The sequence below is a fragment of the Vibrio neptunius genome, from assembly GCF_000967495.1.
GTDB classification, from domain to species: Bacteria; Pseudomonadota; Gammaproteobacteria; order Enterobacterales; family Vibrionaceae; genus Vibrio; species Vibrio neptunius.
Genome location: NZ_JXXU01000017.1, coordinates 37,815 through 62,079, shown reverse-complemented (window position 1 = coordinate 62,079; position 24,265 = coordinate 37,815). Strand labels below are relative to the sequence as shown.

Genomic DNA, 24,265 nt, shown 5'->3' with positions numbered 1-24,265 from the left:
TCGAGAGGTGCGCTCTAGTAGTAACGAGAGTCGGTTGTGGTACATGGAATGTTGACAGAAAACGTTCATAGGCAGAGATAATCATCCCGTTTCCCGTTTCCCGTTTCCCGTTTCCCGTTTCCCGTTTCCCGTTTCCCCTAAACCGTCGTATCCACACTTGGCTGAACGTCTGTACTGGCAGTGAATTTCTGGCTGAGCAAAGCGACCATCTGATCGTAGTACTGCATGTTCGGCTTGTTTCCAAGTAGCTTACACAATTCATTGCCAGTTGGGCTAAAGCGGTAGTAGAGAAGTCGAACTCCTTTGCTGTGCGCTTGCAGTGATATCTGCTTTCCCTGGTAGGTAAGCGGTAAGGGGGAATCGAGCTCAATTTCACCTGACTCCAACTCAGTGCCATGCATCAGACCAAGTTCAAATAAGACCAATAGGCTGGAGTAGGGAAGCTGAAAATTACCAACGTTGATATTGCTGGTAATATTACGCTTACCAAAGCTGAAAATCCCCCCTTGTGACCGATAGCCAATTAACAGCTTACGACTGGTATCGCCACCAAAACTACATGCTAAAGAGGCGGCACGCTGCAAGGTCTGTGCTTCCTTAGGTGACATATCTTGTAGCACCTTGAGCGCTTTCATTGACGTTGAACCTGGGTTGGTGACTTCGCGTTTTAACACTTGTGCCCATAGGCGCTGCATTGAGGTGTTATGTACTTCCTGAGCCATGTTGAAGAAGCGGTGCAGCCAATCTTGATCGGGGTCGCCCGCAGTTTCATCTTTACAGGATAGGTGAGCGAGCTTAAGGATTTGTTCGAGGTTTTTTTGTTTCTGCTCTTTGTAGCGGCGCTCGCGAATGAGGGCGCGTTCTAATGCCGTTTTTTCTGGCGAGTCTTTTTGTAATAAGGCATCCAAACCATGGGTTTGAGCAATGTTCATCACCCGACTGGCACTATCTTTGATATAGGTTTTCTTTTTTTCATGCCGTGATTCAGCGCTGGACTCGTGCTCTATAACCACTGGCTTTTGCTTTTCCGACATGTGAATTCCTTGCCCATCAGAGTGTTAAACGTATTTAATTAAATTTACCTCTTAAGCTGATTGGCTGCCAGAAGAACTATGTGAGCAATCCTTGAAAATTGGCGCTATGCCAAATGATAATAAGTTGTTAAAATTGTTATCGATATTTTTGAGGGGCTTATGAAGTTTTTTAATGAGAATAAACTGAAAAAGCACCTGTCAATTGCCCTACTATTTCTGGTCTATCTAGCCGTCTTGGTTTATCTCTCTAGATACATATAAAGAAAAGCGGATAATTAACAGGTTGCTTTTATGTTAATACCTATTAGTAGTCATCGTATTCTTCGATTGCGGTGCCCTCTAAAACGTAACCTGTTTCAGCCAACTCATGGTTGATGGTTTCTGTTTTCAGTGTGCCGACCACGTAGATGACATCCCACAGTTGCTGTACTGGTGCTCCCTTCGGGAATTTCACGTAGATGATCTGGTTTGGTGGTGGTGGTGGTACGTGAATACATGCACCAAAGTATGGTACCAGTAGAAATTCGGTGACTTTGTTCTCATCTCCTTCCAACGGAATCACAAAACCAGGTATTTTAACCTTACTGCCGTTGAGCTCCTGACGGACCTTACCCATCAATGATTGTTTTGCTGCTTGACCAGAGTGATCAGTTACAGGCATGCCATAGGAATCGAATTGCTTTCGTTCACTCTCTGGGATCAGATCGATCCAGTCCAGTTTGAGAATATTTTCTTTAGCACTGACTATAGAGGGTGTCATAACGCTCATGGCAAATATGACTAATATTAGTATCTTTTTCATGTTTAAACCCGAATTGTCATCCCGTCACTAAGGGATTGTCTGTATGCACGGAATGCTGGAATTAAGCCGATTACAGTACCTGCTAACTGCACAGCTGCAAGCAATATCCACTCATAATGGGATATGGCTATCATCTCAATATTAATTCCATATTGTTGTTGAATGATTGGTGCGATAGCGGCTAATAGAGCATAAAGACCTAGCACACCGACAACTAAGCCAACTAAGGTTAAAGCACTGGCTTCGAGAACTAACAGAGAGAGAACATGCCTTGGTCTCGCTCCCATTGCTCTTAGAATGGCCATCTCTCGACGTCTTTCCTGTAAGCTAGTCAGTAAACTCGACAACATTCCCAGTAGTCCGGCAATGACCACGAATACCGAAACTGCCATCAGGGCTTGCTCTGCCACCGACATCATCCCCCACAATTCATGCAGCGCAACGCCCGGTAGGATGGCACTCAGCGGTTCTTTAGGGTAAGTGTTGATCTGGCGCTGCAGAGCAAAGGTCTGAATTTTCGAATTCAGGCCAAGAAGCATGGCAGTAATTTGTTTTGGCTGAAAGTTTTGCTTTTCAAGGTGCTCAGCACTTGGTGTATTGCCCAAGTGGGCTCCAGATTCCCAGCCAACGTGAATCGCTTCAATTGCTTCGAGTGAGACATGTACGGTTTTATCAACTGGGGTGCCTGTCGGAGCTAAGATACCGACCACTTTAAACGGCAGGTTGTCATGACGACTGAAGCCAACGTCACTGATACCGTGGGCAATAATGATTTCTGTGCCTATATTGTACCCGAGAGAGCGGGCAACATCGGAGCCAATGACGGTTTCAAATAAACCATCAAATTCTCGTCCCTCAGCGATGGAGATGTTTTGTTTTTTGCCGTAGCGATAGTGTTCAAAATAGCTATGATTGGTGCCCATCACGCGGAAGCCTTTGTGTGAGTCTCCGAGAGAAATAGGTATCGCCCACTTCACAGAACGATGATTACTGAATTCCTGATAACTTTTCCAGTCAATGTTATTGGTAGCGTTGCCGATGCGAAACACTGAGTAAAGTAGCAAGTTTACTTGACCAGAACGTCCACCGACGATCAGGTCAGTTCCTGAAATTGTATTAGCAAAGCTGCTTTTGGCTTGGGTACGGATCCTTTCTACCCCCAAAAGTAGTATGACCGAAATAGCGACGGTTAATATGGTCAGAATGGCGGTGACACGACGGTTACGGACACTCTTCCAGGCAAGCATAAATGTTGGGGTCATTGTTGTGCTCCTGCCTGATTGATTTGATTGAGGTTTAAGGTGCGATCGAACAGGCTTTCGAGTGTGGGGTCATGACTGACGAACAACAGGGTTGATTGAGCCTGATTGACCTGCTCGAGCAATAACTCGATAAATGCAGTGCGATTTTCGTAGTCAAGTGAAGAAGTGGGTTCATCGGCAATGATTAGCGCTGGTTTGCCAATCAGAGCTCGAGCGGCAGCAACGCGCTGTTGCTGTCCAATACTCAGTTCGACGACTGGCTTCTTCAACAGATGTTCAGGTAGATGAAGTTTTTTCAGAAGCCGAGTGGCGTCTTCAACCAGTGATGTCTCAACCTGTGATTTGCGTTGTGCGGAAAATTGGCACGGCAGGATGACATTTTCAATCACGTTAAGATAGGGGAGCAAATTAAACTGCTGGAATATATAGCCAATATGATCGGCACGAAATCTATCGCGTTGGTTAGCCCTCATCTGATTGAGGTCCTGACCTAAAACAATTAGCTGGCCGCTGCTGGCAGTGTTAATGCCAGTGAGTAGCCCGAGCAAGGTGGATTTACCACAGCCACTGGGGCCTTTAATAAAGAGGTGCTCGCCTTTAGTGATATGCAGTTGTTTGATATTAAGTGTCGGAGTTGGGTTCCTAGGCCAGGTAAAGGTGACCTGCTCCAGCTCAACGACGCTGTTACTTCTGTTTTCTACCATTGGATCAACCTGAACGAGTAGACCTGATAGCCGCAAGCTATCAGGTCGTTTTGGACTTAAAGCGAAATCTTAGTGTTGTCTGCAGACAGTTCAAGTGCGGTTTGCACTTTATCTGTTAATAGGTTAACGCTAATAGATTCTGTGCTTGGGAATGCTTTAAACCATTGTGTATCGATGGAAGAAAGTGCGTTGATGTCGTTACATTCGAAGTGATATTCGACAGTAAACTCGCCATGACCGCCTTGAGGTTCATCATGATGGTCGTGACCTTCGTGACCTTCGTGACCTTTATGATCATCGTGATGTTTATGGTCATCATGATGTTTGTGTTCATCATGATGTTCGCTATGCTTTTCGTGGTCGTGGTCGTGGTCGTGGTCGTGGTCGTGGTCGTCAGCACCTAGAGTGTGCTTTACTGACTGATGTTCAACCTGACAACCTGCTGCTGATGCAAGAGTGAAAATAGAGTCTGCATTTTTTAGTCGAGTGACTGCATCTTTTAGGGCTTTTTCTTGTTCTGCTGTTTTTGGAGCATGTTCAAAGCCGACAACATCAGCACCAGGAGCGGTAATTTCCATTAAAAGCTCTTTACCATCTTGAGCGATGTTTAGCTCAACGTGGCCGTGCACGTGAGCTTCGTGTTGACGGAATCCTTCTTCAGCGAAAGCGTTAGTACTTAGGGCAAGGCCAACCAGTGTTGCAACTTTTGTCATTGAGTTCATTGTGAATCCTAATAAAGTGTTTTGATAAAATATATGGTTATTGCTTTGAAACAGCATGTAAAAATCTGGGTTAACTAGTTAGTCTCACCGGAGGAGAGCGGGCCTGATAGGCAAATGCTGGTCGCTGGTAGAAGTGATAATCATCCTGCTCGATGAATAAATCTGGTAATGAGGTATCGGTGAGTGTCGGAGATGAATGGCTCATGCCGTATTGCGCACAAGAAAATAGTTGGCAGTGATGATCACTGTGATGGGCAGGCGAGATATCGTATTGGTAGTCGATGTAAGCGAAGCTCATCCATAACATCAGCACAATGCCAAAGAAAGCAAGGGCTGCTGAGCGTCTGGTTAGATTGGGATGAGTTTTAATCACAGCGTTTCATTTAATACGAAAAAGAGCTGTTATATTATAACAACTCTTAAGAAAACGCTAAGCGCAAATGAGATTAGATATTATCTTTAATCAGTGTCAAAACTTGTTGAATTTCTTCATTATTCAGAGCACCTTCTTTAACAAACAAGACGGTACCTTGCTTGTCTTGTAGCACAATGGCGGAAGATTCTTCCTGAAGTTCCCAAGCGCCAGTAACCACGCCTTCTTTATCAAGTACCATTGAAGACCATGGGAATTCTTTTTTGCTGTCTTCTGCTGAGGATTTAACGAACGAGCCTGTACCCCAGATCGCATCATCTTGGTTAATGATGGAGGTAGTCTGGTAGCTTTCTGATGGAAATTTTGCGGCTGTGATAGCTGACATAAGGGGGGCATTAAGTTCTTTCGAGCTACTGCGTCCGGCGATAGCTTGGATCACACGTACCTTACCTAACATGTCCTGAGATGACCATGGTTGATACGTCGTATCATTATCTTTAACCATGATTTCACCGTGGCTGGCCACTTCAACGTTTGGAACTGTTTGGCCGACAGTGATGTTATGCGCCAGAGCAAACATGGGAGAGCATGCTACTGTCAAAGCGATTAGAGTCTTGTTTTTCACTATTTTCTTCCTTTTTAGTAAGCGGGAAAAGTATATACCTAAAAATTCTCAGTCGCTGAAGAAAACCAATGATGTTAATAATTTGTTTTGTGTTTGTGATCTTGCTTGTTGTTGGTCTTATATTAATGTGTATGATGTATTGTAAGCCGAACAAGAAAAGAAGCGGATCCAAGGAAAGGATCAGGTCGCAAATGGATATTGAGGTAGTTATGCTGCGCGAATTTACGAAATATCGACCACATCAAGTGGCACGCTTTGTGAAGACATTATTCAAGGGACAGTTTGTCATTTCAGGAATTGGCAAGTTTAGATTTGATAACGGTAAGGTTCTGATGCCGGACATAAAAGATAAAAAGAAAATGCATACTTTCAAGGAAATTAATCGAGCGATTACCGTGTTACCTGTTTAGGAAAATGAAAAGTCGCTCAACTGGGCGACTTTTTTGCTTAGTAGCGTTTAATCTTCTGGTGGGAAGCACACACCAGTACCACCTAACCCACAATACCCATTTGGATTCTTAGCCAAATACTGCTGGTGGTAACTTTCTGCGTAATAGTAGCGACCAGCAGGTAGAATCTCGGTGGTAATGGATGATGTTTCTTGTCCGAGCAACGATTGATACTCGTCTTGCGATTGTATCGCTGACTGATATTGTTCGTCGCTATACACGTAAATAGCTGAACGGTACTGGGTGCCTAAGTCGTTGCCCTGACGCATTCCTTGAGTTGGGTTATGACGCTCCCAAAATTTTTGCAGTAGTTGGTTAAAGCTGATAACTGCAGGGTCAAAAACAATCCGCACCACTTCAGTATGACCTGTCTGACCTGAGCAGACTTCTTCATAGGTTGGATTAGGTGTAAAGCCACCAGCGTATCCCACCGAAGTACTGATCACGCCATCAAGTTGCCAAAACAGACGTTCTGCTCCCCAAAAACATCCCATGCCGAACACGATTTCTTCACAGCCTTCAGCGGGTGGTGCGGTTAAATTGGATTGATTGACAAAGTGTGTATCATCAATCGCAAGTGGTTGTTTACGTCCCGGTAAAGCTTGCTGAGCCGTGATCATGGTTTGTTTATCGAGCATAGTGAATATCCTTAAATTAATAATCTTGAGAGTAGACCGCCTAATTGACTGTTTTCGTACAGACTTATTTTTTGTGTGGCGTTATCATTCCGTTACGATTCTTGGGTAGTAGATAAAACATGATAAGAAAGTCATTACCAGTCATTCTCCTTGCCAGTGGTTTTCCTGTGTCTGCTGATACAGTAGGCTTGTCTGTTCAAGGGTTATCTGGTGAGCTAGAGATGAATGTCGATGCTTATCTGACCTCTATTCCTGAGGAAGATTATAACACCAGTCTACGCTTTCAAGCTCGTGTCGAAAAGAACATCAAAGAAGCTCTAAATGCCCTCGGCTACTATCATCCAGATTTTTCGTTTCAAGTTCTAGACGATGGTCATAATTTAGTGGTGACTGTTACCCCTGGTCCACCAGTATTGATTAAAGAAGTGGATATACAGTTGACTGGTGAAGCTAGCGATGACCGTTCATTTAAAGTGTTGCTCCGAAAAAGTGGTATCAAGGAAGGCCAGATCCTGAATCATAGTCAATATGATGCACTTAAATCTGGGATCCGTAATCTGGCATTGCAGAAAGGCTATTTTGAGGGTGATTACTCGATGAGCCGCCTTGAAGTTTCACCGGATTTGAATCAAGCCTTTATACGCCTGCATTTCGACAGCGGTATTCGTTACGCTTTTGGTGAGAACATAATTTCGGGAAGTCAGATTGAAGAAGACCGTGTAGGATCGCTTTCTCCCTACAAAAAGGGAGAACCGTATCAGGTTTCGCAAGTCGGAGAGTACAATCAAAATTTGTCTAATACGGATTGGTTTTCTTCGGTGTTTGTTGAGCCTGACTTATCCATGCTGAGTAAGAGCAGAGAGTTGCCAATGAAAGTGTCTCTGGCTCCACAGGCAAAGAACAAACTGGAAACAGGTCTAGGTTACTCTACTGACGTCGGTGTTCGAGGTTCCCTGAAATGGAAAAAACCTTGGGTCAACGAACGTGGCCACAGCTTTGACAGTAGCTTTTCTCTCTCTGGGCCTGAGCAGACGATTACCGCAGGCTACCGTATCCCACTTGAAGATGCGTTGAATGAGTATTATCGCATTGGTTATGGGATGAAAAATGTCGATAACCGAGATACAAAAAGCCTTGAGTCTAACTTAGCGCTTGAGCGCCACTGGACCTTAGACAATGGTTGGCACAGAACTTTGTTTATTCGCTACTTGTTGGAAAACTACGAACAAGGCCTTCAAGATGACTCTGGTCAGTTTCTACTCCCAGGTCTGACATACAGTCGCAGCCGAGTTCGCGGCGGCGCCATGCCTCGTTGGGGAGATCGCCAAAGCCTGACTATCGAGTACGGTGATGACAGCTTATTATCTGAAACTCGGGTCATTCGCCTGCAAGCAGGCACATCTTGGATTCGCAGCGCAGGTCGCAATCATCGGGGGATCTTACGTTTAGACGGAGGTGCCAACTTTGCAGACAAGTTCGATAAGTTATCTCCATCACTGCGTTTCTTTGCCGGTGGTGACAATAATTTGCGTGGTTATGGCTATGAATCTATTTCCCCTAAAGACAGTAGTGGTGCATTGACGGGGGCCAAATACATCGCGACTTCATCCTTGGAGTATCAATATCGCGTCTATGGTAATTGGTGGGGAGCGGTATTTTATGATTATGGCGATGCCTTCAATGACAAGCCTGATTTTAAGCGCGGGACTGGTTTTGGTGTCCGTTGGGCATCGCCCGTGGGTCCAATTCGTCTCGACTTTGCTTGGGGCCTTGATGCTTCGCCGGGTGATGAATTTAAAATCCACTTCACGTTAGGGCCCGAATTATGACCAAGGTTGTTTTAAAGTGGTCAAAGCGGCTGTCTATCTCATTGTTCAGCTTTTTGGTGGTGATTGCCATTGCCCTAGCTGCAGTTCTTTTTACAACTCCGGGTCTTAAAATAGTACTCTGGGGAGCAGAAAAGTTTGTACCTCAGTTGAAAATCGAGTCCTATTCAGGGGCGATTTTCCCGCGCTTTACGCTTAATGGTGTCGCGTTTAAAGACGACTCGCTTAACGTCGATGTTCAGGCTCGCTCAATCACGTTGGCGGTTAATGCTGCTTGCCTGACAGAGCCCAGTGTTTGTGTCGATGAACTCGCGGTAGATGGCCTTAAGTTTGATATGCCGGAATTACCGCAGAGCAGCACAACTCCAGAGGAACCTGTGGCTGACGAAAGTGGACCAGTGACAGCGCCTATACCCATTAAAGTCAAACGCGTGGCCTTAACCGACATTTCCCTGGATATGCTAGGTAATCAGGTCAACTGGCAGTCTTTCACAACTGGGTTGGCCTTTCAGGGTAATCGTCTACGAATTAATCAAACGGCGATCGACTCCATTCGAGTGGCGCTGGCACCAAGTGATGCCAGTGAATCAGCCCCTGCTGCGACTTCTTCTGCGGACACTAACGCACCGATAGTCTTACCAAACATTACCTTACCGCTACAAATTGATGTAGTGCGACTGGATGTGAATGATTTTGAGTTGCAACAACCCACTCCTGTAGTCGTAAACCATTTGGGGTTGGAGGCAAGTGCCGCTGGATCCCAAGTTCAGGTTGATACTCTTGCATTGGATATGCCCGAAATCGAAGGTGTGCTTAGTACAACAGTGACCTTATCAGATGACTATCCGTTGGAGCTGGAACTTAATGCCAAAGTGAAGCAGGAGATAGCGGATGGACAGACAGTCAAACTGCATGCGACGGGAAGTGTTGCTGAACTGGCGTTAAAGGCAGACTTCGGCGGTTTAGCTAAAGCTCATCTTGAAGCTGCACTGCAGCCACTGAATGCCGAATTTCCTTTTGAACTGACTTTGATTGATGGTGACCTTCAATGGCCGTTAAAAGGTCAAGGTGATTATTTTGCCACAATACGCCACTTGCATACTCAAGGCTCGCTAAACGGCTATAGTGTTGAACTCGATTCGGCTCTGAAAGGTAGTCAATTGCCTGATGCTGACCTGACTCTGCATGGCAAAGGAGATTTAAACCAAATCGATCTTCAGTCCCTCTCTATACAAATTTTAGGAGGGGAGGTGAGTGGTACGGTGATGGCCAATTGGCAAGCGCCGATTAACTGGGCGGCGAACCTTTCACTGAAGGACATGCAACCGGGCCTACAGTGGCAGCAGGCAGAAGGGAATATTAGCGGCAAGTTCGCCACGACAGGTTCACTGACGGAGCAAGGTGGTTGGCAGGTTAAGTTACCAACATTAGATATTGACGGCGTTTTGCGAGATTACCCGCTGAACATAGAAGGTGCGTTGTCTGCTTCCGATAAAGCGGGCACTGGTGAACTCAAAATTGATACGCCACGCTTAGTCTTATCTCATGGACCGAATCATCTGACGGCAAAGGGTGAGGTTGAACAAAACCTAAATATGCAGCTTGCCGTCGACTTTCCAGATATCGCTAAATCCGTCCCTGATTTAAAAGGTAGCGCTCAAGGTCAGATTAGGTTGACTGGTAAGTTGGATAAACCTTTGGTTGGTGTGGATCTTAATGTGAAAGCCATTAAGTGGCAGCAAGATGTGCAGGTAGAGGATGTTTCGCTGCAAGGGAAGATCTCTCCACTGCCTTTACCTTCTGGTGAATTGCAGCTCAGAGTTGCCAGAGCCAAATATCAAGATTATCTGATTGATAAAGTGTTATTAAATTTTGATGGCGAGCAACAGCAGCACGCATTGACTCTTGATCTTGAGTCAAACATCGCCTCAACGAAATTGGCGATTAAAGGTGCGTTGCAAGATAAGCCTGAGTTGATGTGGAAAGGTGCGCTGGAGCGTATGTCGTTGACCTCAGAGCAAGGTATGTGGAACTTGAATCAACCGACTCAGTTAGAGTTTCTTATTGACTCACAGCAGGCATTCGTTGCGGCGCATTGTTGGTTACAAGCCGATGCTTCGATCTGTCTCGATCAGGATTTAAACGCGGGTCAAAGTGGCGAAGCGCATCTTTCCATCAAACAGTTCGATTTTGATCAGCTTAGAGCGTTTGTGCCTCAAACGATTAAATTAGAGGGTGGAGTGAATGCTACTGCGATGGCTAAGTGGGCACCAGAACAAGCGCCACAGATCATGATCAAGTTAGAAATGCCCAAAGGAGCGGTAACGCAAAATAATGAGCAGCCTGTCCATCTTGGTTGGGAATCACTCAAGCTTAATGCTCATCTTGAGAACAACAAACTTGAGGCTGACTGGTTACTGGATGTGACAGACAATGGAGACATTTCAGGTGAGATCCATATCCCTGATGTGTTAGCGAAAGACAAACAGCTGGATGGTAAGCTTGGCTTAACGACTTTCCACTTGGATTTTCTTGCTCCTCTTCTTGGCGACTATAGCAAGATGAAATCTAATGTTAGTACCGATTTAACATTTTCTGGCCCTATCATGCACCCTAAAGTTTATGGCCAGTTTGTGGTCGATGATATTTTGCTTAAAGGGGAAATTACACCCGTTGAGATTGATTCGGGTAAACTGTCCCTCAGTTTCTCGGGCTATGACGCCACACTCGCGGCGATGATCAATACACCTGATGGTAAGCTGGAAGCTGCCGGAGATGCTAACTGGCAAGATCTCAAAGATTGGCAGACGAGTGTTCGGGTTTTTGCCGAAGAGCTGTTAGTGGATGTGCCGCCGATGGTGAAAATCAAGGTTGTGCCAGATATGACGATATCGGCTTCTCCCAAGCAAGCTCAGATCGATGGTAAGATTTCTCTGCCTTGGGGACGTATTGTGATTGAGGAACTGCCGCCAAGCGCGATTGGAATATCGAAGGATCAGGTTATTCTAGATGATCAGCTTCAGCCCCAAAATGAAACCCCTAGCGTACCGTTTAGTGTTCAGACAAACATTAACATCAATATTGGCGAGGACTTCAAACTTTCAGCTTTTGGTTTAGAGGGCGGTTTATCGGGAAACCTCAATGTTGCACAGCGTGATAAGGGGCCGTTCGTGACTGGCGAAGTGAATATTGTCGATGGTTCCTACCGCTCCTTTGGCCAAGATTTGTTAATCAAACAAGGTAAGGTTCTGATGAATGGTCCGGTGGATCAACCTTATGTGCAAATTACTGCGGTACGTAACCCTGACAACACTCGAGATGAGGTCACGGCAGGTGTTCGAGTTACTGGGCCTGCTGATGAACCTACCGTCACTATTTTTTCTGAACCTCCAATGCCTCAAGCTAATGCACTATCTTATTTACTGCGTGGTCAAAATATTGATGGTGAATCAGGCAGTAACTCCATGACGACGACGTTGATTGGTTTGAGCTTAGCCCAAAGTGGTCGTGTCGTAGGCGAAATTGGTCAAGCTTTTGGTGTTCAGGATCTTCAGTTGGATACTTCTGGATCTGGTGATGATTCACAAGTAACCGTGAGCGGTTACGTTCTGCCGGGTCTGCAGGTCAAATATGGAGTGGGTATCTTTGACTCTGTGGGCGAATTTACGGTGCGTTATCGACTGATGCAAGATCTATATGTTGAAGCTGTATCAGGTCTGGACAGCGCAGTCGATCTGCTGTATCAATTTGAATTCAATTGATCGTCAAGCTAGGTGGCAGGATGCAACATTTACTCTTTGTGTACGGAACTCTACGTCAGGGAGAAAGTAACCATGATTATTTGGTTGGCTCCCAATGTTTAGGTCAATTTGAAACTCTACCTAACTACGCGTTATATGATCTTGGGTCTTATCCAGCGGTTATTGAGGGTCATGGTTCGATTCTCGGGGAAGTGTATTTGATTGATGGGCTGACACTATCTAAAGTCGATCAACTTGAGGATGTTCCTATTGAGTATCGCCGTGAGAAAATTGAAACCCCCTTCGGCGAAGCTTGGATATACCTTTACCAAGATGGCAGCAAACTTGATACCATTATTTCTTCAGGTGACTGGTGCCAGCGGGTCTAGCGTTCAGTGATATAAAAAAGCCAGCATTGCTGGCTCTTTTTTATTATTTCTGTGCGCGTTCGTAAGACTCAAGAATCTCTTTACGAGCAGATTCTACGTCTTCCCAACCGTCGACTTTTACCCACTTGCCAGACTCAAGCTCTTTGTAACGCTCAAAGAAATGCGTGATCTGTGCTTTCAGTAGCTCAGGCAGGTCGTTTACGTCTTTGATGTGATCGTATTCTTTGGACAATTTAGTGTGTGGGACCGCTACTACTTTCGCGTCTTCACCAGACTCATCCGTCATTTTTAGAACACCGACAGGACGGCAGCGGATCACTGAACCAGGCATCAGAGGGTGCGGTGTTGGAACCAGAACGTCTACTGGATCTCCGTCTAGAGACAAAGTGTGATTTACATAACCGTAGTTACATGGGTAGAACATAGGTGCAGACATAAAGCGGTCGACGAACACAGCACCTGAATCTTTGTCTACTTCATATTTGATTGGATCCGCATTAGCAGGGATTTCAATCACGACATAGAGATCATCAGGAAGAGACTTACCTGCTGGTACGTTGTTTAAACTCATTAAGAAAGTTCCTTTTTTAGTTTGTACCTCAGTGAGGCACACGGGCTTGAATATAAGACCGCAATACCTTACTGCTAAACTCGGTTTTATGTAAACCAACTAAGGCGAGATTTTGCTCAAGAAAATGTGAAAAAGGCGCCCGAAAGCGCCTTCATACTTAATCTTCTGGGTGACGTTCCAAGAACTGTTCCACTTTTTTAACCATGTTTTTTGAGCCAACAAAGAAAGGTACACGTTGGTGCAATTCAGTTGGCTTTAGATCCATGATACGAGTCTTACCATCAGACGCGACACCACCAGCTTGCTCAATGATATATGCCATTGGGTTACACTCGTAGAGTAAACGTAGTTTACCGTTTGGATGGCTTTGTGTACTTGGGTAGAGGTAGATACCACCTTTAAGCAGGTTGCGATGAAAATCGGCGACCAGTGAACCGATATAGCGTGACGTGTAAGGACGCTGCTCGCTCGGTTCATTTTCCTGACAGTATTTGATGTACTTCTTGACACCCATTGGGAAACGGATGTAGTTACCTTCGTTGATTGAGTAAATCGTTCCATCTTCCGGGATCATCATGTTTTCATGAGACAGGCAGAATGTGCCCAAAGATGGATCGTAGGTAAAACCATTAACGCCTTTACCAGTTGTGTATACCAACATGGTTGAAGAGCCGTAAATCACGTAACCTGCAGCAACCTGTTTATGGCCAGGTTGAAGGAAATCTTCTTCTGTCGGTGGAGTACCGATAGGCGATACACGACGGTAAATAGAAAAGATGGTACCGACAGACACGTTGACATCGATGTTTGAAGAGCCATCTAACGGATCCATCAGAACCACGTATTTCGCGTTTTTGTTCAACTCTTTATTGAACGCAACGGCTTCGTCTTCTTCTTCACTGGCTACACCACAAACCTGATCACGGGCTTCTAGCGCTGCTTTAAACTTTTCATTCGCGTAAACATCCAGCTTCTGCTGGTCTTCACCCTGTACGTTCTCTGTACCGACTGCACCGGTAATGTCACCAAGACCAGCAGCGTTTATCTCGCGGTTAACGATTTTTGCAGCAAGTCGGATAGACGAAAGTAGGGATGATAGATCACCGCTAGCGTGGGGGAAGTCCGCTTGTTTCTCAACAATGAACTCGCCAAGGGTGCGCATTCCAGACATGATTTTTCCTTTAGTCGCTTCAATATAGTAGGGGATAGGCGATGATGATCTCTGACGGATCTTAAATTTCGCCTAAGCCTAGTCTAAGAGTTAGATCTTTTTATTGGTAATGAACTAACTGACTGAGATCTCGTTTTATTTGTCGACTTGATAACAATTTTCATCTGCTTGTTTGAAGCCATACGAGTTGGATAACGCGCATAACACGCAATCATTTGCGCTCGTGTGAGGTAAAACAGTGAGTAAAGTAGTTCGCTTTTCTGCGTATAATCGCCATAATGTCAGCTCAGTTTTCGCCTTGGAGAAGGTTGTTTATGCATATTCATATCTTGGGAATTTGTGGCACATTTATGGGAGGTGCTGCAGTTTTAGCTCGTCAATTGGGTCATAAAGTGACGGGTAGTGACGCCAACGTTTATCCACCAATGAGTACATTGTTGGAATCTCAAGGTATTGAAATTATTGAAGGATTTGACCCGTCTCAGCTTGAACCTGCACCTGATCTCGTTGTGATTGGAAACGCGATGAGTCGAGGTAATCCCTGTGTCGAACATGTATTGAACAGTAATCTGAGATACACCTCAGGCCCACAGTGGCTGCAGGAGTTTCTTCTCCATGACCGTTGGGTGCTGGCTGTCTCTGGAACTCATGGAAAAACGACCACTTCCAGCATGCTGGCGTGGATTTTAGAAGATTGTGGCTACCAACCTGGCTTTCTTGTCGGTGGTGTCTTGGGCAACTTCGGTGTTTCAGCACGTTTGGGCGAAAGTATGTTTTTTGTCGTGGAAGCTGATGAATACGATAGTGCTTTTTTCGATAAGCGTTCTAAGTTCGTGCATTACCATCCTCGCACGTTAGTTATGAACAATTTGGAGTTTGATCATGCGGATATCTTCGATGATCTGGAAGCGATCAAGCGCCAATTCCATCACTTAGTCAGAACCGTACCGGGGAACGGTCGAATCCTTGCTCCGCAAGAAGATTCAGCAATTGGCGATGTATTACAGCGTGGCTGCTGGAGCGAAACGGAATTCAGCGGCGAACAAGGTGACTGGCGAGCGGAGAAACAAGTCGCCGATGGTTCAATATTCACCGTTTTCTTCCAAGGGGAAGCCGTCGGTACTGTGAAGTGGGATCTGGTGGGTGATCATAACGTCGATAATGCTTTGATGGCCATCGCAGCTGCCCGTCATGTGGGTGTAACTCCGGATTTAGCCTGTCAGTCGCTGGCGAAATTTATCAATACCAAGCGTCGACTTGAACTAAAAGGTGAAGTGAATCAGGTTACGGTTTACGATGACTTCGCTCATCACCCTACGGCGATTGAACTTACTGTGGGTGGATTGCGTAATAAGGTTGGCCAACAACGTATCCTAGCAGTACTTGAGCCTCGTAGTGCGACGATGAAACGTGGCGTGCACAAAGAAACATTGGCGGATTCCCTCGCTCAGGCCGATGTAGTTTTCCTTTATCAACCAGATAGTATTGAATGGTCTGTCGAGGACATTGCCCAGCAATGTCAGCAATCGGCTTATGTGTCAGACAGTGTTGATGCGTTAGTGCAGATGCTGACTGAACAGGCTCAACCGGGCGATCAAATTCTGGTGATGAGCAATGGTGGGTTTGAAGGCATCCACGACAAGCTGCTGTCTAAACTCGCCGAATAGATTAATGTAGTAGTATGAATAATGAGAAAAACAAAGCAATTACACTCGCTTTTACGGGGGCTTCAGGCGCACCGTACGGGCTTAGATTGCTTGAATGTCTGCTAGCCGCCGGCTATCAGGTACATTTGCTGATATCGTCAGCGGCTCGAGTTGTGTTAGCAACTGAGCATGATATGAAATTGCCAGCGAACCCAGAGTCCGCCCAACAAGCATTGGTCGCACACCTTAATTGTGATTCCGAGAAGTTGGTTGTCTATGGTAAAGACGACTGGTTTTCTCCAGTGGCTTCCGGGTCTGCGGCGCCAAAACAGATGGTCGTGTGCCCTTGCTCTGCAGGCAGCGTTGCTGCCATCGCACATGGTATGTCCGACAATCTCATCGAGCGTGCGGCTGATGTGGTGATGAAAGAACGCGGTCAATTGCTGCTGGTCGTCCGTGAAACACCGTTCTCGACGTTGCATCTAGAAAATATGCATAAGTTGTCGCAGATGGGCGTCACCATTATGCCTGCGGCACCGGGCTTCTACCATCAACCTAAGTCTATTGATGATCTGGTCGACTTTATGGTGGCGAGGATTCTCGATCATCTTAATGTTGAACAGGGGCTTGTTCCACGTTGGGGATATGACCAGCGCGCTTAATTCTGGCCAATTGATAACATTACGATTACAATTCAGCCGACACTCATCGGGGAGCTATTCATCGCACAGATGAAGCTGAGATTGGGCAAAGCCCAGGACCCGTGTACCTGAACCAGATAATGCTGGCGTAGGAATTGAGTCTGAACATTTGCCCTGCCAATGTTTCCTCAAACCTGTGCCGCTCAACCAAGGAGAGAGCGAGTAGTGAAAACCACTTTAAGCACCATCGCCGTTGCCACACTGACATCTTTTTCTGCATTGGCAGCAGATAACACCCTTACCGTTTATACCTACGATTCTTTTGCCGCGGATTGGGGCCCTGGCCCGAAAGTGGCAGCCGCTTTTGAAGCGCATTGCGGTTGTGATGTCAATTTTGTTGCTCTTGATGATGGTGTCTCTATTCTTAACCGCCTGCGTCTCGAAGGGGACAACAGCAAAGCGGATATTGTGTTAGGTTTGGACAACAATCTAATGGCGGAAGCACAGAAAACAGGTTTACTTGCTGAGCATAATGTCGATACCAAATCAGTAAAATTGCCCAATGGTTGGGAAGACAGTACTTTTGTGCCGTATGACTTTGGGTACTTTGCGTTTGTCTACAACAAAGAAAAGCTGACCAATCCACCAAAGAGTCTTAAAGAACTGGTGGAATCTCGGAATGATCTGAAAGTGATTTATCAGGATCCACGCACCTCAACACCGGGTCAAGGTCTGATGTTGTGGATGAAATCTGTTTATGGTGATGATGTTGTACCCGCTTGGAAGCTACTGGCTAAGAAAACCGTCACTGTCACGAAAGGTTGGTCTGAGGCTTACTCTATGTTCCTTGAAGGTGAGTCAGACATGGTGTTGTCTTACACCACCTCACCGGCATATCACCTGATTGCAGAAAGCGACAGCCAATACGCAGCGGCTGACTTTTCTGAAGGCCATTACACTCAGGTTGAAGTTGCGGCTAAAGTCAAAGCATCGAAAAACGAAAAGTTAGCCGATGAATTTATGACGTTTATCCTTAGCGATGATTTTCAGTCTTTGATGCCAACGGGTAACTGGATGTACCCAGTGACAGAAGTCGTATTGCCTGAAGGTTTTGAGACACTGACGGTACCTGAAAAAGCATTGAGTTTTAGCGCAGAAGAAGTAGCCCAAAACCGAAAAGCTTGGATACGTGAGTGGCAAAGTGCCTTAACCTTTTAAGGAGACGCTTTGCGTAGTATTCCACAATTGGGACTCTGGGTCGCGATAGCTATCGCGGCCTTTGTTGTTTCTGCTCTCGGTGCTTTATTAGTTGCGGCCCCATCCCTGAATATCGCTCAGGTTTGGTCAGACCCTTACTATCGGTATGTGACCAAGTTCAGCTTTTACCAATCGTTTCTGTCGACTCTGCTCAGTGTTGGTTTAGCGGTTCCTGTAGCGCATGCTTTATCTCGGCGTAACTTTCCTGGTAAGTCATTATTGCTTAAGTTGTTTGCCACAACATTAGTGCTGCCTGTATTGGTTGGGGTGTTTGGCTTGCTGGCGATTTATGGCAATAGCGGTTTGTTGTCGTCAGCATTTATATGGTTTGATTCTAGACTGCCTTTTTCAATTTATGGTCTGAACGGCATTTTACTGGCGCATGTGTTTTTCAACCTGCCTTATGCGACGCGCCTGTTATTACAGTCATTGGAGTCTATTCCGGCTGAGCAGCATAAACTGTGTGCGCATCTAGGTATGGGCCATTGGCATAAATTTAAGTGGGTCGAATGGCCTCGCTTACGTCAGCAGTTGCCGCACGTGTGTGGTTTGGTGTTTATGCTGTGTTTTACCAGTTTTGCAACGGTCATGGCACTCGGTGGCGGGCCGAAATCGACCACGATAGAGCTGGCGATTTATCAAGCGATCAAATTTGATTTTGACTTGCAGGCAGGGGCATTGCTCGCGTTATGGCAGATGCTATTGTGTGGCATTATGGCGTTGGCGGTGCAACGTTTGACCAAACCTGTGGCTGTGAGTTCAGGCGCGCCAAGTCACAACCTTTATATGGTAAAGGACTCCATCTGGTCATATAGCTGGGATTGGATCTGGATTGGCCTGAGTATGCTATTGGTGCTGCCACCTTTAGTTATGGTGGTGCTCAGTGGCATCAACTCAGAAGCTTTATTGGTGTTTACTGACCAACGATTTTGGCTGGCGTTATGGTCGTCGCTCAAAGTAGCAACATTGGCGAGCAGCATTGCACTCTCGGCAGGGATTGCAATATTGTTGACCAGCCGTCGATTGCGACTGAACGCAAGAAGTCGTCATGCGGATCAGATTGAGCTATTGGGTACGATCATTCTTGTCACTCCCGGCTTGGTGATTTCTACAGGATTATTTTTGCTATTGCGGTCTTTTACTGATGTGTTTAGTCTGGCGTTTTTTATTGTGGTTGCGGTGAATGCGTTGATGGGCTTGCCTTACGTGATCAAAACCTTGTCACAACCGATGCTGCATATCGAACAGCAATACCAATACGTATGCGCAAGCTTAGGTATCAAAGGTTGGCAGCGCTTTCGCGTTGTTGAATGGCGAGCACTGAGAAAGCCAATGGCACATGCTTTCGCGATCAGTTTCATGTTTGCGGTCGGAGACTTAAGTGCAATTGCCCTGTTTGGCAGCCAGGAGTTCCGCACGCTGCCGTTGTATCTTTTCCAATTGCTGGGCAGTTATCAGATGAATGCAGCTGCTGTAGTGTCAGTCACGTTGTTACTGCTCAGTGTTGGCTGTTTTGTACTGATTGAAACCCTGTTTAAGGCAAACGCCAAGGTGACTTATGCTGACCCTCAATGATGTTCGTTACTATTACCATCAGGATCTATTCCATTTTGATTTAGATATTGAGCAGGGAAGTCTGGTCGCATTGATGGGGCCGAGTGGGGCGGGGAAATCAACGTTACTGGCCTTGGTTGCGGGTTTTATCGAACCTGAAAGTGGCAGTATTAAAGCTGGTGAATTAGAAGTTGTGGGCAAAGAGCCTCACCAGCGTCCTTTTGCGATGCTATTTCAGGAGCATAACCTGTTTGCCCATCTCACCGTGCGCGAAAATATTGGATTGGGGCTGAACCCTGGATTGAAACTTAATTCTGAGCAAGCCAGTCAGGTGGAACAAGCCGCGATTCAGGTTGGTATTGAGGAATACTTGGATCGTTTACCTGAACAATTATCGGGTGGACAGCGTCAGCGTGTCGCATTGGCCCGTTGTTTTGTTCAGCCTCACCCTATCTGGCTGCTTGATGAACCTTTCTCTGCGCTTGATCCGGTGTTGCGTGAAGAGATGCTCGGGCTGGTCAAGCAGTTAGCCGCAGAGCGTAATATTACTGTGGTGATGGTGACTCACCATATCAGCGACGCGAAAGCTATTGCCTCGCATTTTGCTTTTGTTGACCAAGGCAAGGTGGCGGTTGCTGATACTATTGAACTTTTAACCCAGCAACATAGCCATGCTGTACTCAGCGGGTTTGTTAAAGCGGGCGAATAACTTTCCCTAAGAGCAAAAAATGGGCTGATGTATCTGCATCAGCCCATTTTTATCTAAAGCGGCTTGCTTAAATCTCTTCGTCGTTGAGCTCTTTTAGCACTTGGAATATTTCACGGAATGCTTTAGCTGGCTTACCCGCTTTCTTCTCTTTTGCTGCCTGACGTGCTAATTGGCGTAAACGCTGGCGATCCGCTTGTGGGTATAGATCAACTACATCCGCAATGGCGTCATCGCCTTCTTCAACGACGCGATCACGCAGCTGTTCCAGCTTGTGCAGTGCAGCAGTCGCTTGAGAGTGCTTGTTACGTACTTTGTCTAGTGCCGCTTGAAGTGGTTCAGGATCTTCGAAACGCATCAGCTTACCAATGTATTGCAACTGGCGACGACGTGCTTCATTTTTAAAGCGTTGTGCATCTTTAATTGCTTCGGCAAGATCCTCACTTAACGGGAATTTTTCTAACACTGAAGGTTTAAGACTGGCGAGTTCTTCACCCAGTTTTTGTAACTCTTCCATGTCACGCTTCATTTCGGTTTTACTGACCCAAATGATTTCCTCTTCTTCTTCCCATGGCGCTTTTTGATTCTTACGGGCCATCTTTCTGCCTTAATTTGAACATCTATTTCTCTATTTTAACAAGAATCATGGGGAGAATGCGAAATTCTTGTTATTCTAGGGACAACAGACCTTAAGCATGAAGAAGATATGGACGTAAGACAGCAAGTCGCTCAGCAACGTGTTGAGCTTGAGGCCGCCGTTGCGAAAGCACTGGAAATGGCCGCGGAAAAATCCGATGGCGCTGAAGTCGCGATCACTAAAACCACTGGCCTGAGTGTATCAACACGTATGTGTGAGGTGGAAAACGTTGAATTTAACAGCGATGGCGCTTTAGGTATTACCGTTTACCGTGGTCAGCGCAAAGGCAGTGCGTCTACCTCCGATCTCAGTGAGAAAGCCATTCAACAGACGGTGATGGCAGCACTTGATATTGCCAATTACACTTCAGAAGATCCATGCTCAGGCCCAGCTCCTAAAGAGCTGATGGTAAAAGAAATTCCTGATCTTGATTTGTTTCACCCTGATACACCAGACCCAGATCATGCTGCCGAGATTGCGATTGCTGCTGAGCAAAAAGCGTTATCTTTCAGTGACAAAATCAAACAAAGCGATGGTGCGAGTTACGACAGCCATTATGGCTTGAAGGTTTATGGCAACAGCCACGGTTTGCTTGCTAGCTATGCCTCCAGTCGCCACAGTACCAGTTGTTGTGTGATTGGTCAGGGCGAAAGTGGTGTTATGGAGCGTGACTATAGCTATACAGTCGCACGCCATAAAGATGATCTTTGGACACCTGAGTCAGTCGGTTTGAAAGCTGCGGAGAAAACCATCAGTCGCCTTGATGCGCAAAAGCTGAAAACAGGTCAATATCCTGTAATGTTCGCAGCTGATGTGGCAACAGGTTTACTTGGACACCTAGTGATGGCAATCAGTGGTGGTAATCTGTATCGCAAGTCATCATTCTTACTTGATCATCTCGGCCAAAAGGTACTTCCAGATTGGCTTAATGTTGCTGAAAAACCGCATTTACTCCGCGGCTTAGCGTCGAGCCCATTTGATAGTGAAGGTGTTATAACCCAAGATCGTGAAATCATTACCGATGGTGTGCTCGCGACATATCTATTGACCAGCTATGCCGCGCGTAAAATGGACATGATGCCAACGGGTCATGCTGGTGGCATTCATAACTGGTTCGTTCAATCGACGGGGCAAGACTTTGAGCAGATGCTTAAAGAACTGGGAACGGGCTTCCTTGTCACCGAAGTGATGGGACAGGGCGTGAATATCGTCACCGGTGATTACTCTCGAGGCGCGGCTGGCTTCTGGGTGGAAAATGGCCAGATCCAATATCCTGTTTCTGAAGTGACTATCGCCAGTAACCTGAAAGACATGTTTAATCAGATTGTCGCGGTAGGGAATGATGTTGAAACCCGCTCACAAATACAGACAGGTTCGATTCTGCTTGAGTCAATGAAGGTTGCGGGGGAATAGGGCTAGGCCCTAAGGAACGCTTCGCTTCGAGATCGGGCTGCACCCGCGAGAATCGGGAACGGGCTTCGCCCTTCGAGAGGCACTCTGTGCTATTAATCGGTCATTCCATAGAGTGACGAAAGAGCGAGTAGGGAATCTCATTAAGCTTTCGAACAGCTTCAAGAGATCCCCAACTCACTCGTTCCTCGTTCTTGAGGATGACGGGATTGACCTATTGAAACGAAAAGGGTTGACGCATTGCGCCAACCTTCTAATTTCTCTCGATTCTCGCTATTCCTCAAACAACTCTGTATGCAGTTTCTGAATTGCTTGTTTTGAAACAGACTCATCAACTAAGAAACACAGATTGTGTGGGCTTGCACCATAGCAGATCATTCTCAAGTTAAACTCTTCTAGTGTGCCAAATACTTGTTTTGCATAACCTTTGCTCTCACTCATATTGTTGCCAATCAGCGCGACCAGACACAGGTTATGTTCCACTTCAACGGTGCACAGCTCTTCCAGCTCAAGACGTGCGGCTTCTGGTAACTGAGGGGCACCGCCAGATGTGTCGGTTTGGTCCAGCGTTAGACTGACACTGATCTCTGAAGTGGTAATCAAATCCACCGAAATCTTGTGCTTCGCCAGAATTTCAAATACCTTGGCGAGAAAGCCGTAAGCGTGGAACATCTGCGCGCTGCGCAGCGTCACCATGGTCTGATTGCATCGTAAAGCCAAAGCTCGGAAAAGAGGTGAGCTCTCGACTTGATGGCGAATCCAAGTTCCGCCTTTTTCAGGTTGCTTTGATGAACCGACAAACACCGGGATATCATGGCGTAGAGCAGGGATCAGCGTCGAAGGGTGAAGGATCTTAGCGCCAAAATTAGCCATTTCGGAGGCTTCACTGAAGCTGATCTCTGAGATGGGAGAGGCTTTTGGGGCAATACGTGGGTCAGTGGTATAAATTCCTGGTACATCGGTCCAAATTTCAAGTCCCTGAGCTTCAACTGCTTCTGCAATAAGTGCGGCACTGTAATCGCTACCACCTCGACCCAGTGTCGTGGTATTGCCATCTGCATCGGCGCCAATAAAACCTTGAGTTACCACAACCTGTTGTTGGCATAACGGGATAAGTGAAGCTTGCGCTTGTTGACGAATGGTGGCCAGTTCCGGTTCTGCTTTACCAAAATTATCATCTGTGCGTAGTACGTCACGAATATCAAAGCGTACCGCATTGATGCCACGTTCTTTCATTAACTGGGCCAGTAGATGTGTAGACATCAACTCACCACAGGCGACAAGGTGATCGGTCAGCTTGGTACTTGACTGAATCGAGGCGGCTTCTGCCAAACTTGTAACGGTATCTAGAATGGAGTAGACCTCGTTGGCCGCTTGAGTCGCATCTTCTAGTTGATTGAGTACCGCATCATGAATACTGGCGAGTTTGGTTAGAATCACACTACGTTCTGTCTGATCTTGAACTCCGTTCGCGAGCTCGACTAATAAGTTTGTCACACCTGAACAGGCGCTACTGACGACTAACTTTGTGTTTGGGTTCTGTTCAATGATCGCAGCACAGCGACTCATGGCTTCAAAGTTAGCAACACTGGTTCCACCAAATTTAGCAACGTTAAAATTGCCCACGGCATTTCTCCCACAACTTCCTGAAAGTAAATAAGTAATCCTTGCTTGAAGAGAGAGTGAGCGTATAGAGAGGTTTTATTGTGTACGGTTTACCTCAGAAGCTCTTCACCAGACTGAGCTGATGACAGTTGATGGGAGTCAACCCAAGTCAACCGACAGATCAAAACCACAACGTTGATCTACCTCGGCACTACTCCCCCTCAGTGATTTGTATCGGAGTTGTGGCTCCACAAAACACCTACCTGGGTAGTGCTCCTCTTCTGCAAAATGCATTCATATGGCGGCATAAAAATTCACCATACAAACTGCATTGAACGTTTTTATGTGAGCTTTGTCAACGGGAAAGTATCACTTTAATCGGTTTATTAATTAACAAACTTGTGACAGTGGTTTTACCTGACAACTTTCGTCCAATTGCTGCTGGTGTCGATTTGTTTTAATGTAAAGACAAATAAAGTAAAAGCAGACCAGTATCAAGGAGT

General features: G+C 46.1%; 22 protein-coding genes and 2 riboswitches. Of the genes, 10 read left to right on the top strand and 12 right to left on the bottom strand.

All coding sequences use genetic code 11. The features are described 5' to 3' along the window. Positions 1–137: 137 nt before the first annotated feature. The 7 genes from TW84_RS06480 to TW84_RS06450 all read right to left on the bottom strand — a co-directional run bounded on the left by TW84_RS06480 (position 138) and on the right by TW84_RS06450 (position 5,522). On the bottom strand, positions 138–1,034 hold the full coding sequence (locus TW84_RS06480) for a TIGR03899 family protein (protein WP_045974837.1): 897 nt from the start codon (positions 1,032–1,034) through the stop codon (positions 138–140). A gap of 304 nt (positions 1,035–1,338) precedes the next feature. Beyond that, positions 1,339–1,836 carry a DUF3299 domain-containing protein gene (locus TW84_RS06475; protein WP_045974836.1) on the bottom strand — a complete coding sequence of 166 codons (498 nt, stop codon included), beginning with the start codon at positions 1,834–1,836 and terminating at the stop codon, positions 1,339–1,341. Positions 1,837–1,838: 2 nt separating this feature from the next. Beyond that, entirely contained in the window at positions 1,839–3,098 is a 1,260-nt protein-coding gene (locus tag TW84_RS06470; RefSeq protein ID WP_045974835.1) for an ABC transporter permease, read from the bottom strand. Further along, the gene (locus TW84_RS06465; protein WP_045974834.1) at positions 3,095–3,802 is read right to left on the bottom strand and encodes an ABC transporter ATP-binding protein; all 708 of its coding nucleotides are present in this window, start codon (positions 3,800–3,802) and stop codon (positions 3,095–3,097) included. Before TW84_RS06465 ends, TW84_RS06470 begins: the two co-directional genes overlap by 4 nt. 56 nt (positions 3,803–3,858) lie before the next feature. Beyond that, positions 3,859–4,524, bottom strand: coding sequence for a zinc uptake protein ZrgA (gene zrgA / locus TW84_RS06460; RefSeq protein WP_045974833.1), 666 nt, complete (start codon positions 4,522–4,524; stop codon positions 3,859–3,861). Between the two features lie 70 nt (positions 4,525–4,594). After that, positions 4,595–4,897 (bottom strand): DUF2607 family protein, encoded by a 303-nt coding sequence (locus TW84_RS06455; RefSeq protein WP_052707892.1) that lies wholly within the window; start codon positions 4,895–4,897, stop codon positions 4,595–4,597. Between the two features lie 73 nt (positions 4,898–4,970). After that, positions 4,971–5,522, bottom strand: a complete 552-nt coding sequence (locus TW84_RS06450; RefSeq protein WP_045974832.1) for a YtfJ family protein — start codon at positions 5,520–5,522, stop codon at positions 4,971–4,973. A gap of 209 nt (positions 5,523–5,731) precedes the next feature. On the opposite strand from TW84_RS06450, the gene TW84_RS06445 reads away from it, so the two are divergent. Next, positions 5,732–5,932, top strand: coding sequence for a DUF1107 family protein (locus tag TW84_RS06445; protein ID WP_045974847.1), 201 nt, complete (start codon positions 5,732–5,734; stop codon positions 5,930–5,932). A gap of 47 nt (positions 5,933–5,979) precedes the next feature. Here the strand turns inward: TW84_RS06445 and msrA are convergent, their stop codons facing one another. Next, complete coding sequence (gene msrA / locus TW84_RS06440; protein ID WP_045974831.1) at positions 5,980–6,609, bottom strand: peptide-methionine (S)-S-oxide reductase MsrA; 630 nt, start codon at positions 6,607–6,609, stop codon at positions 5,980–5,982. 119 nt (positions 6,610–6,728) lie between these two features. Here msrA and tamA point away from each other — a divergent pair, with 119 nt between their 5' ends. The 3 genes from tamA to TW84_RS06425 are packed head-to-tail and all read left to right on the top strand — an operon-like array spanning position 6,729 to position 12,564. Beyond that, positions 6,729–8,438 carry an autotransporter assembly complex protein TamA gene (gene tamA, locus TW84_RS06435; protein ID WP_045974830.1) on the top strand — a complete coding sequence of 570 codons (1,710 nt, stop codon included), beginning with the start codon at positions 6,729–6,731 and terminating at the stop codon, positions 8,436–8,438. Next, a complete protein-coding gene (gene tamB / locus TW84_RS06430; protein WP_045974829.1) occupies positions 8,435–12,196 on the top strand; it encodes an autotransporter assembly complex protein TamB in 3,762 nt (1,253 codons plus the stop codon). Before tamA ends, tamB begins: the two co-directional genes overlap by 4 nt. A gap of 20 nt (positions 12,197–12,216) precedes the next feature. After that, on the top strand, positions 12,217–12,564 hold the full coding sequence (locus TW84_RS06425; protein WP_045974828.1) for a gamma-glutamylcyclotransferase family protein: 348 nt from the start codon (positions 12,217–12,219) through the stop codon (positions 12,562–12,564). Positions 12,565–12,607: 43 nt separating this feature from the next. Here the strand turns inward: TW84_RS06425 and ppa are convergent, their stop codons facing one another. Together ppa and fbp are read right to left on the bottom strand one after the other, a co-directional pair. Then, positions 12,608–13,135 (bottom strand): inorganic diphosphatase, encoded by a 528-nt coding sequence (ppa, locus tag TW84_RS06420; RefSeq protein WP_006958318.1) that lies wholly within the window; start codon positions 13,133–13,135, stop codon positions 12,608–12,610. 157 nt (positions 13,136–13,292) lie between these two features. Further along, positions 13,293–14,306, bottom strand: coding sequence for a class 1 fructose-bisphosphatase (fbp, locus tag TW84_RS06415; RefSeq protein ID WP_045974827.1), 1,014 nt, complete (start codon positions 14,304–14,306; stop codon positions 13,293–13,295). A gap of 314 nt (positions 14,307–14,620) precedes the next feature. On the opposite strand from fbp, the gene mpl reads away from it, so the two are divergent. The 5 genes from mpl to thiQ all read left to right on the top strand — a co-directional run bounded on the left by mpl (position 14,621) and on the right by thiQ (position 20,113). Next, positions 14,621–15,973, top strand: coding sequence for a UDP-N-acetylmuramate:L-alanyl-gamma-D-glutamyl-meso-diaminopimelate ligase (mpl, locus tag TW84_RS06410; RefSeq protein ID WP_045974826.1), 1,353 nt, complete (start codon positions 14,621–14,623; stop codon positions 15,971–15,973). A gap of 14 nt (positions 15,974–15,987) precedes the next feature. After that, positions 15,988–16,614 carry a flavin prenyltransferase UbiX gene (locus tag TW84_RS06405; RefSeq protein ID WP_045974825.1) on the top strand — a complete coding sequence of 209 codons (627 nt, stop codon included), beginning with the start codon at positions 15,988–15,990 and terminating at the stop codon, positions 16,612–16,614. A 37-nt stretch (positions 16,615–16,651) separates the two neighbouring features. Beyond that, positions 16,652–16,765: riboswitch (TPP riboswitch) on the top strand. Between the two features lie 53 nt (positions 16,766–16,818). Continuing rightward, complete coding sequence (thiB, locus tag TW84_RS06400) at positions 16,819–17,811, top strand: thiamine ABC transporter substrate binding subunit (protein ID WP_045974824.1); 993 nt, start codon at positions 16,819–16,821, stop codon at positions 17,809–17,811. Positions 17,812–17,820: 9 nt separating this feature from the next. Then, positions 17,821–19,425: a thiamine/thiamine pyrophosphate ABC transporter permease ThiP gene (thiP, locus tag TW84_RS06395; protein ID WP_045974823.1), complete on the top strand. Its 1,605-nt coding sequence runs from the start codon at positions 17,821–17,823 to the stop codon at positions 19,423–19,425. Further along, positions 19,409–20,113: a thiamine ABC transporter ATP-binding protein gene (thiQ, locus tag TW84_RS06390; RefSeq protein ID WP_045974822.1), complete on the top strand. Its 705-nt coding sequence runs from the start codon at positions 19,409–19,411 to the stop codon at positions 20,111–20,113. The genes thiP and thiQ overlap by 17 nt, the downstream gene beginning before the upstream one ends. 67 nt (positions 20,114–20,180) lie before the next feature. On the opposite strand, the gene yjgA is transcribed toward thiQ, so the two are convergent. Further along, positions 20,181–20,708, bottom strand: a complete 528-nt coding sequence (yjgA, locus tag TW84_RS06385; RefSeq protein WP_045974821.1) for a ribosome biogenesis factor YjgA — start codon at positions 20,706–20,708, stop codon at positions 20,181–20,183. Positions 20,709–20,816: 108 nt separating this feature from the next. On the opposite strand from yjgA, the gene pmbA reads away from it, so the two are divergent. After that, positions 20,817–22,160 (top strand): metalloprotease PmbA, encoded by a 1,344-nt coding sequence (gene pmbA, locus TW84_RS06380; protein ID WP_045974820.1) that lies wholly within the window; start codon positions 20,817–20,819, stop codon positions 22,158–22,160. A 270-nt stretch (positions 22,161–22,430) separates the two neighbouring features. Here pmbA and lysC read toward each other — a convergent pair whose 3' ends face one another. Continuing rightward, positions 22,431–23,783, bottom strand: a complete 1,353-nt coding sequence (gene lysC, locus TW84_RS06375) for a lysine-sensitive aspartokinase 3 (protein ID WP_045974819.1) — start codon at positions 23,781–23,783, stop codon at positions 22,431–22,433. A 90-nt stretch (positions 23,784–23,873) separates the two neighbouring features. Continuing rightward, a riboswitch (Lysine riboswitch) is annotated at positions 23,874–24,051 on the bottom strand. Positions 24,052–24,265: the final 214 nt, after the last annotated feature.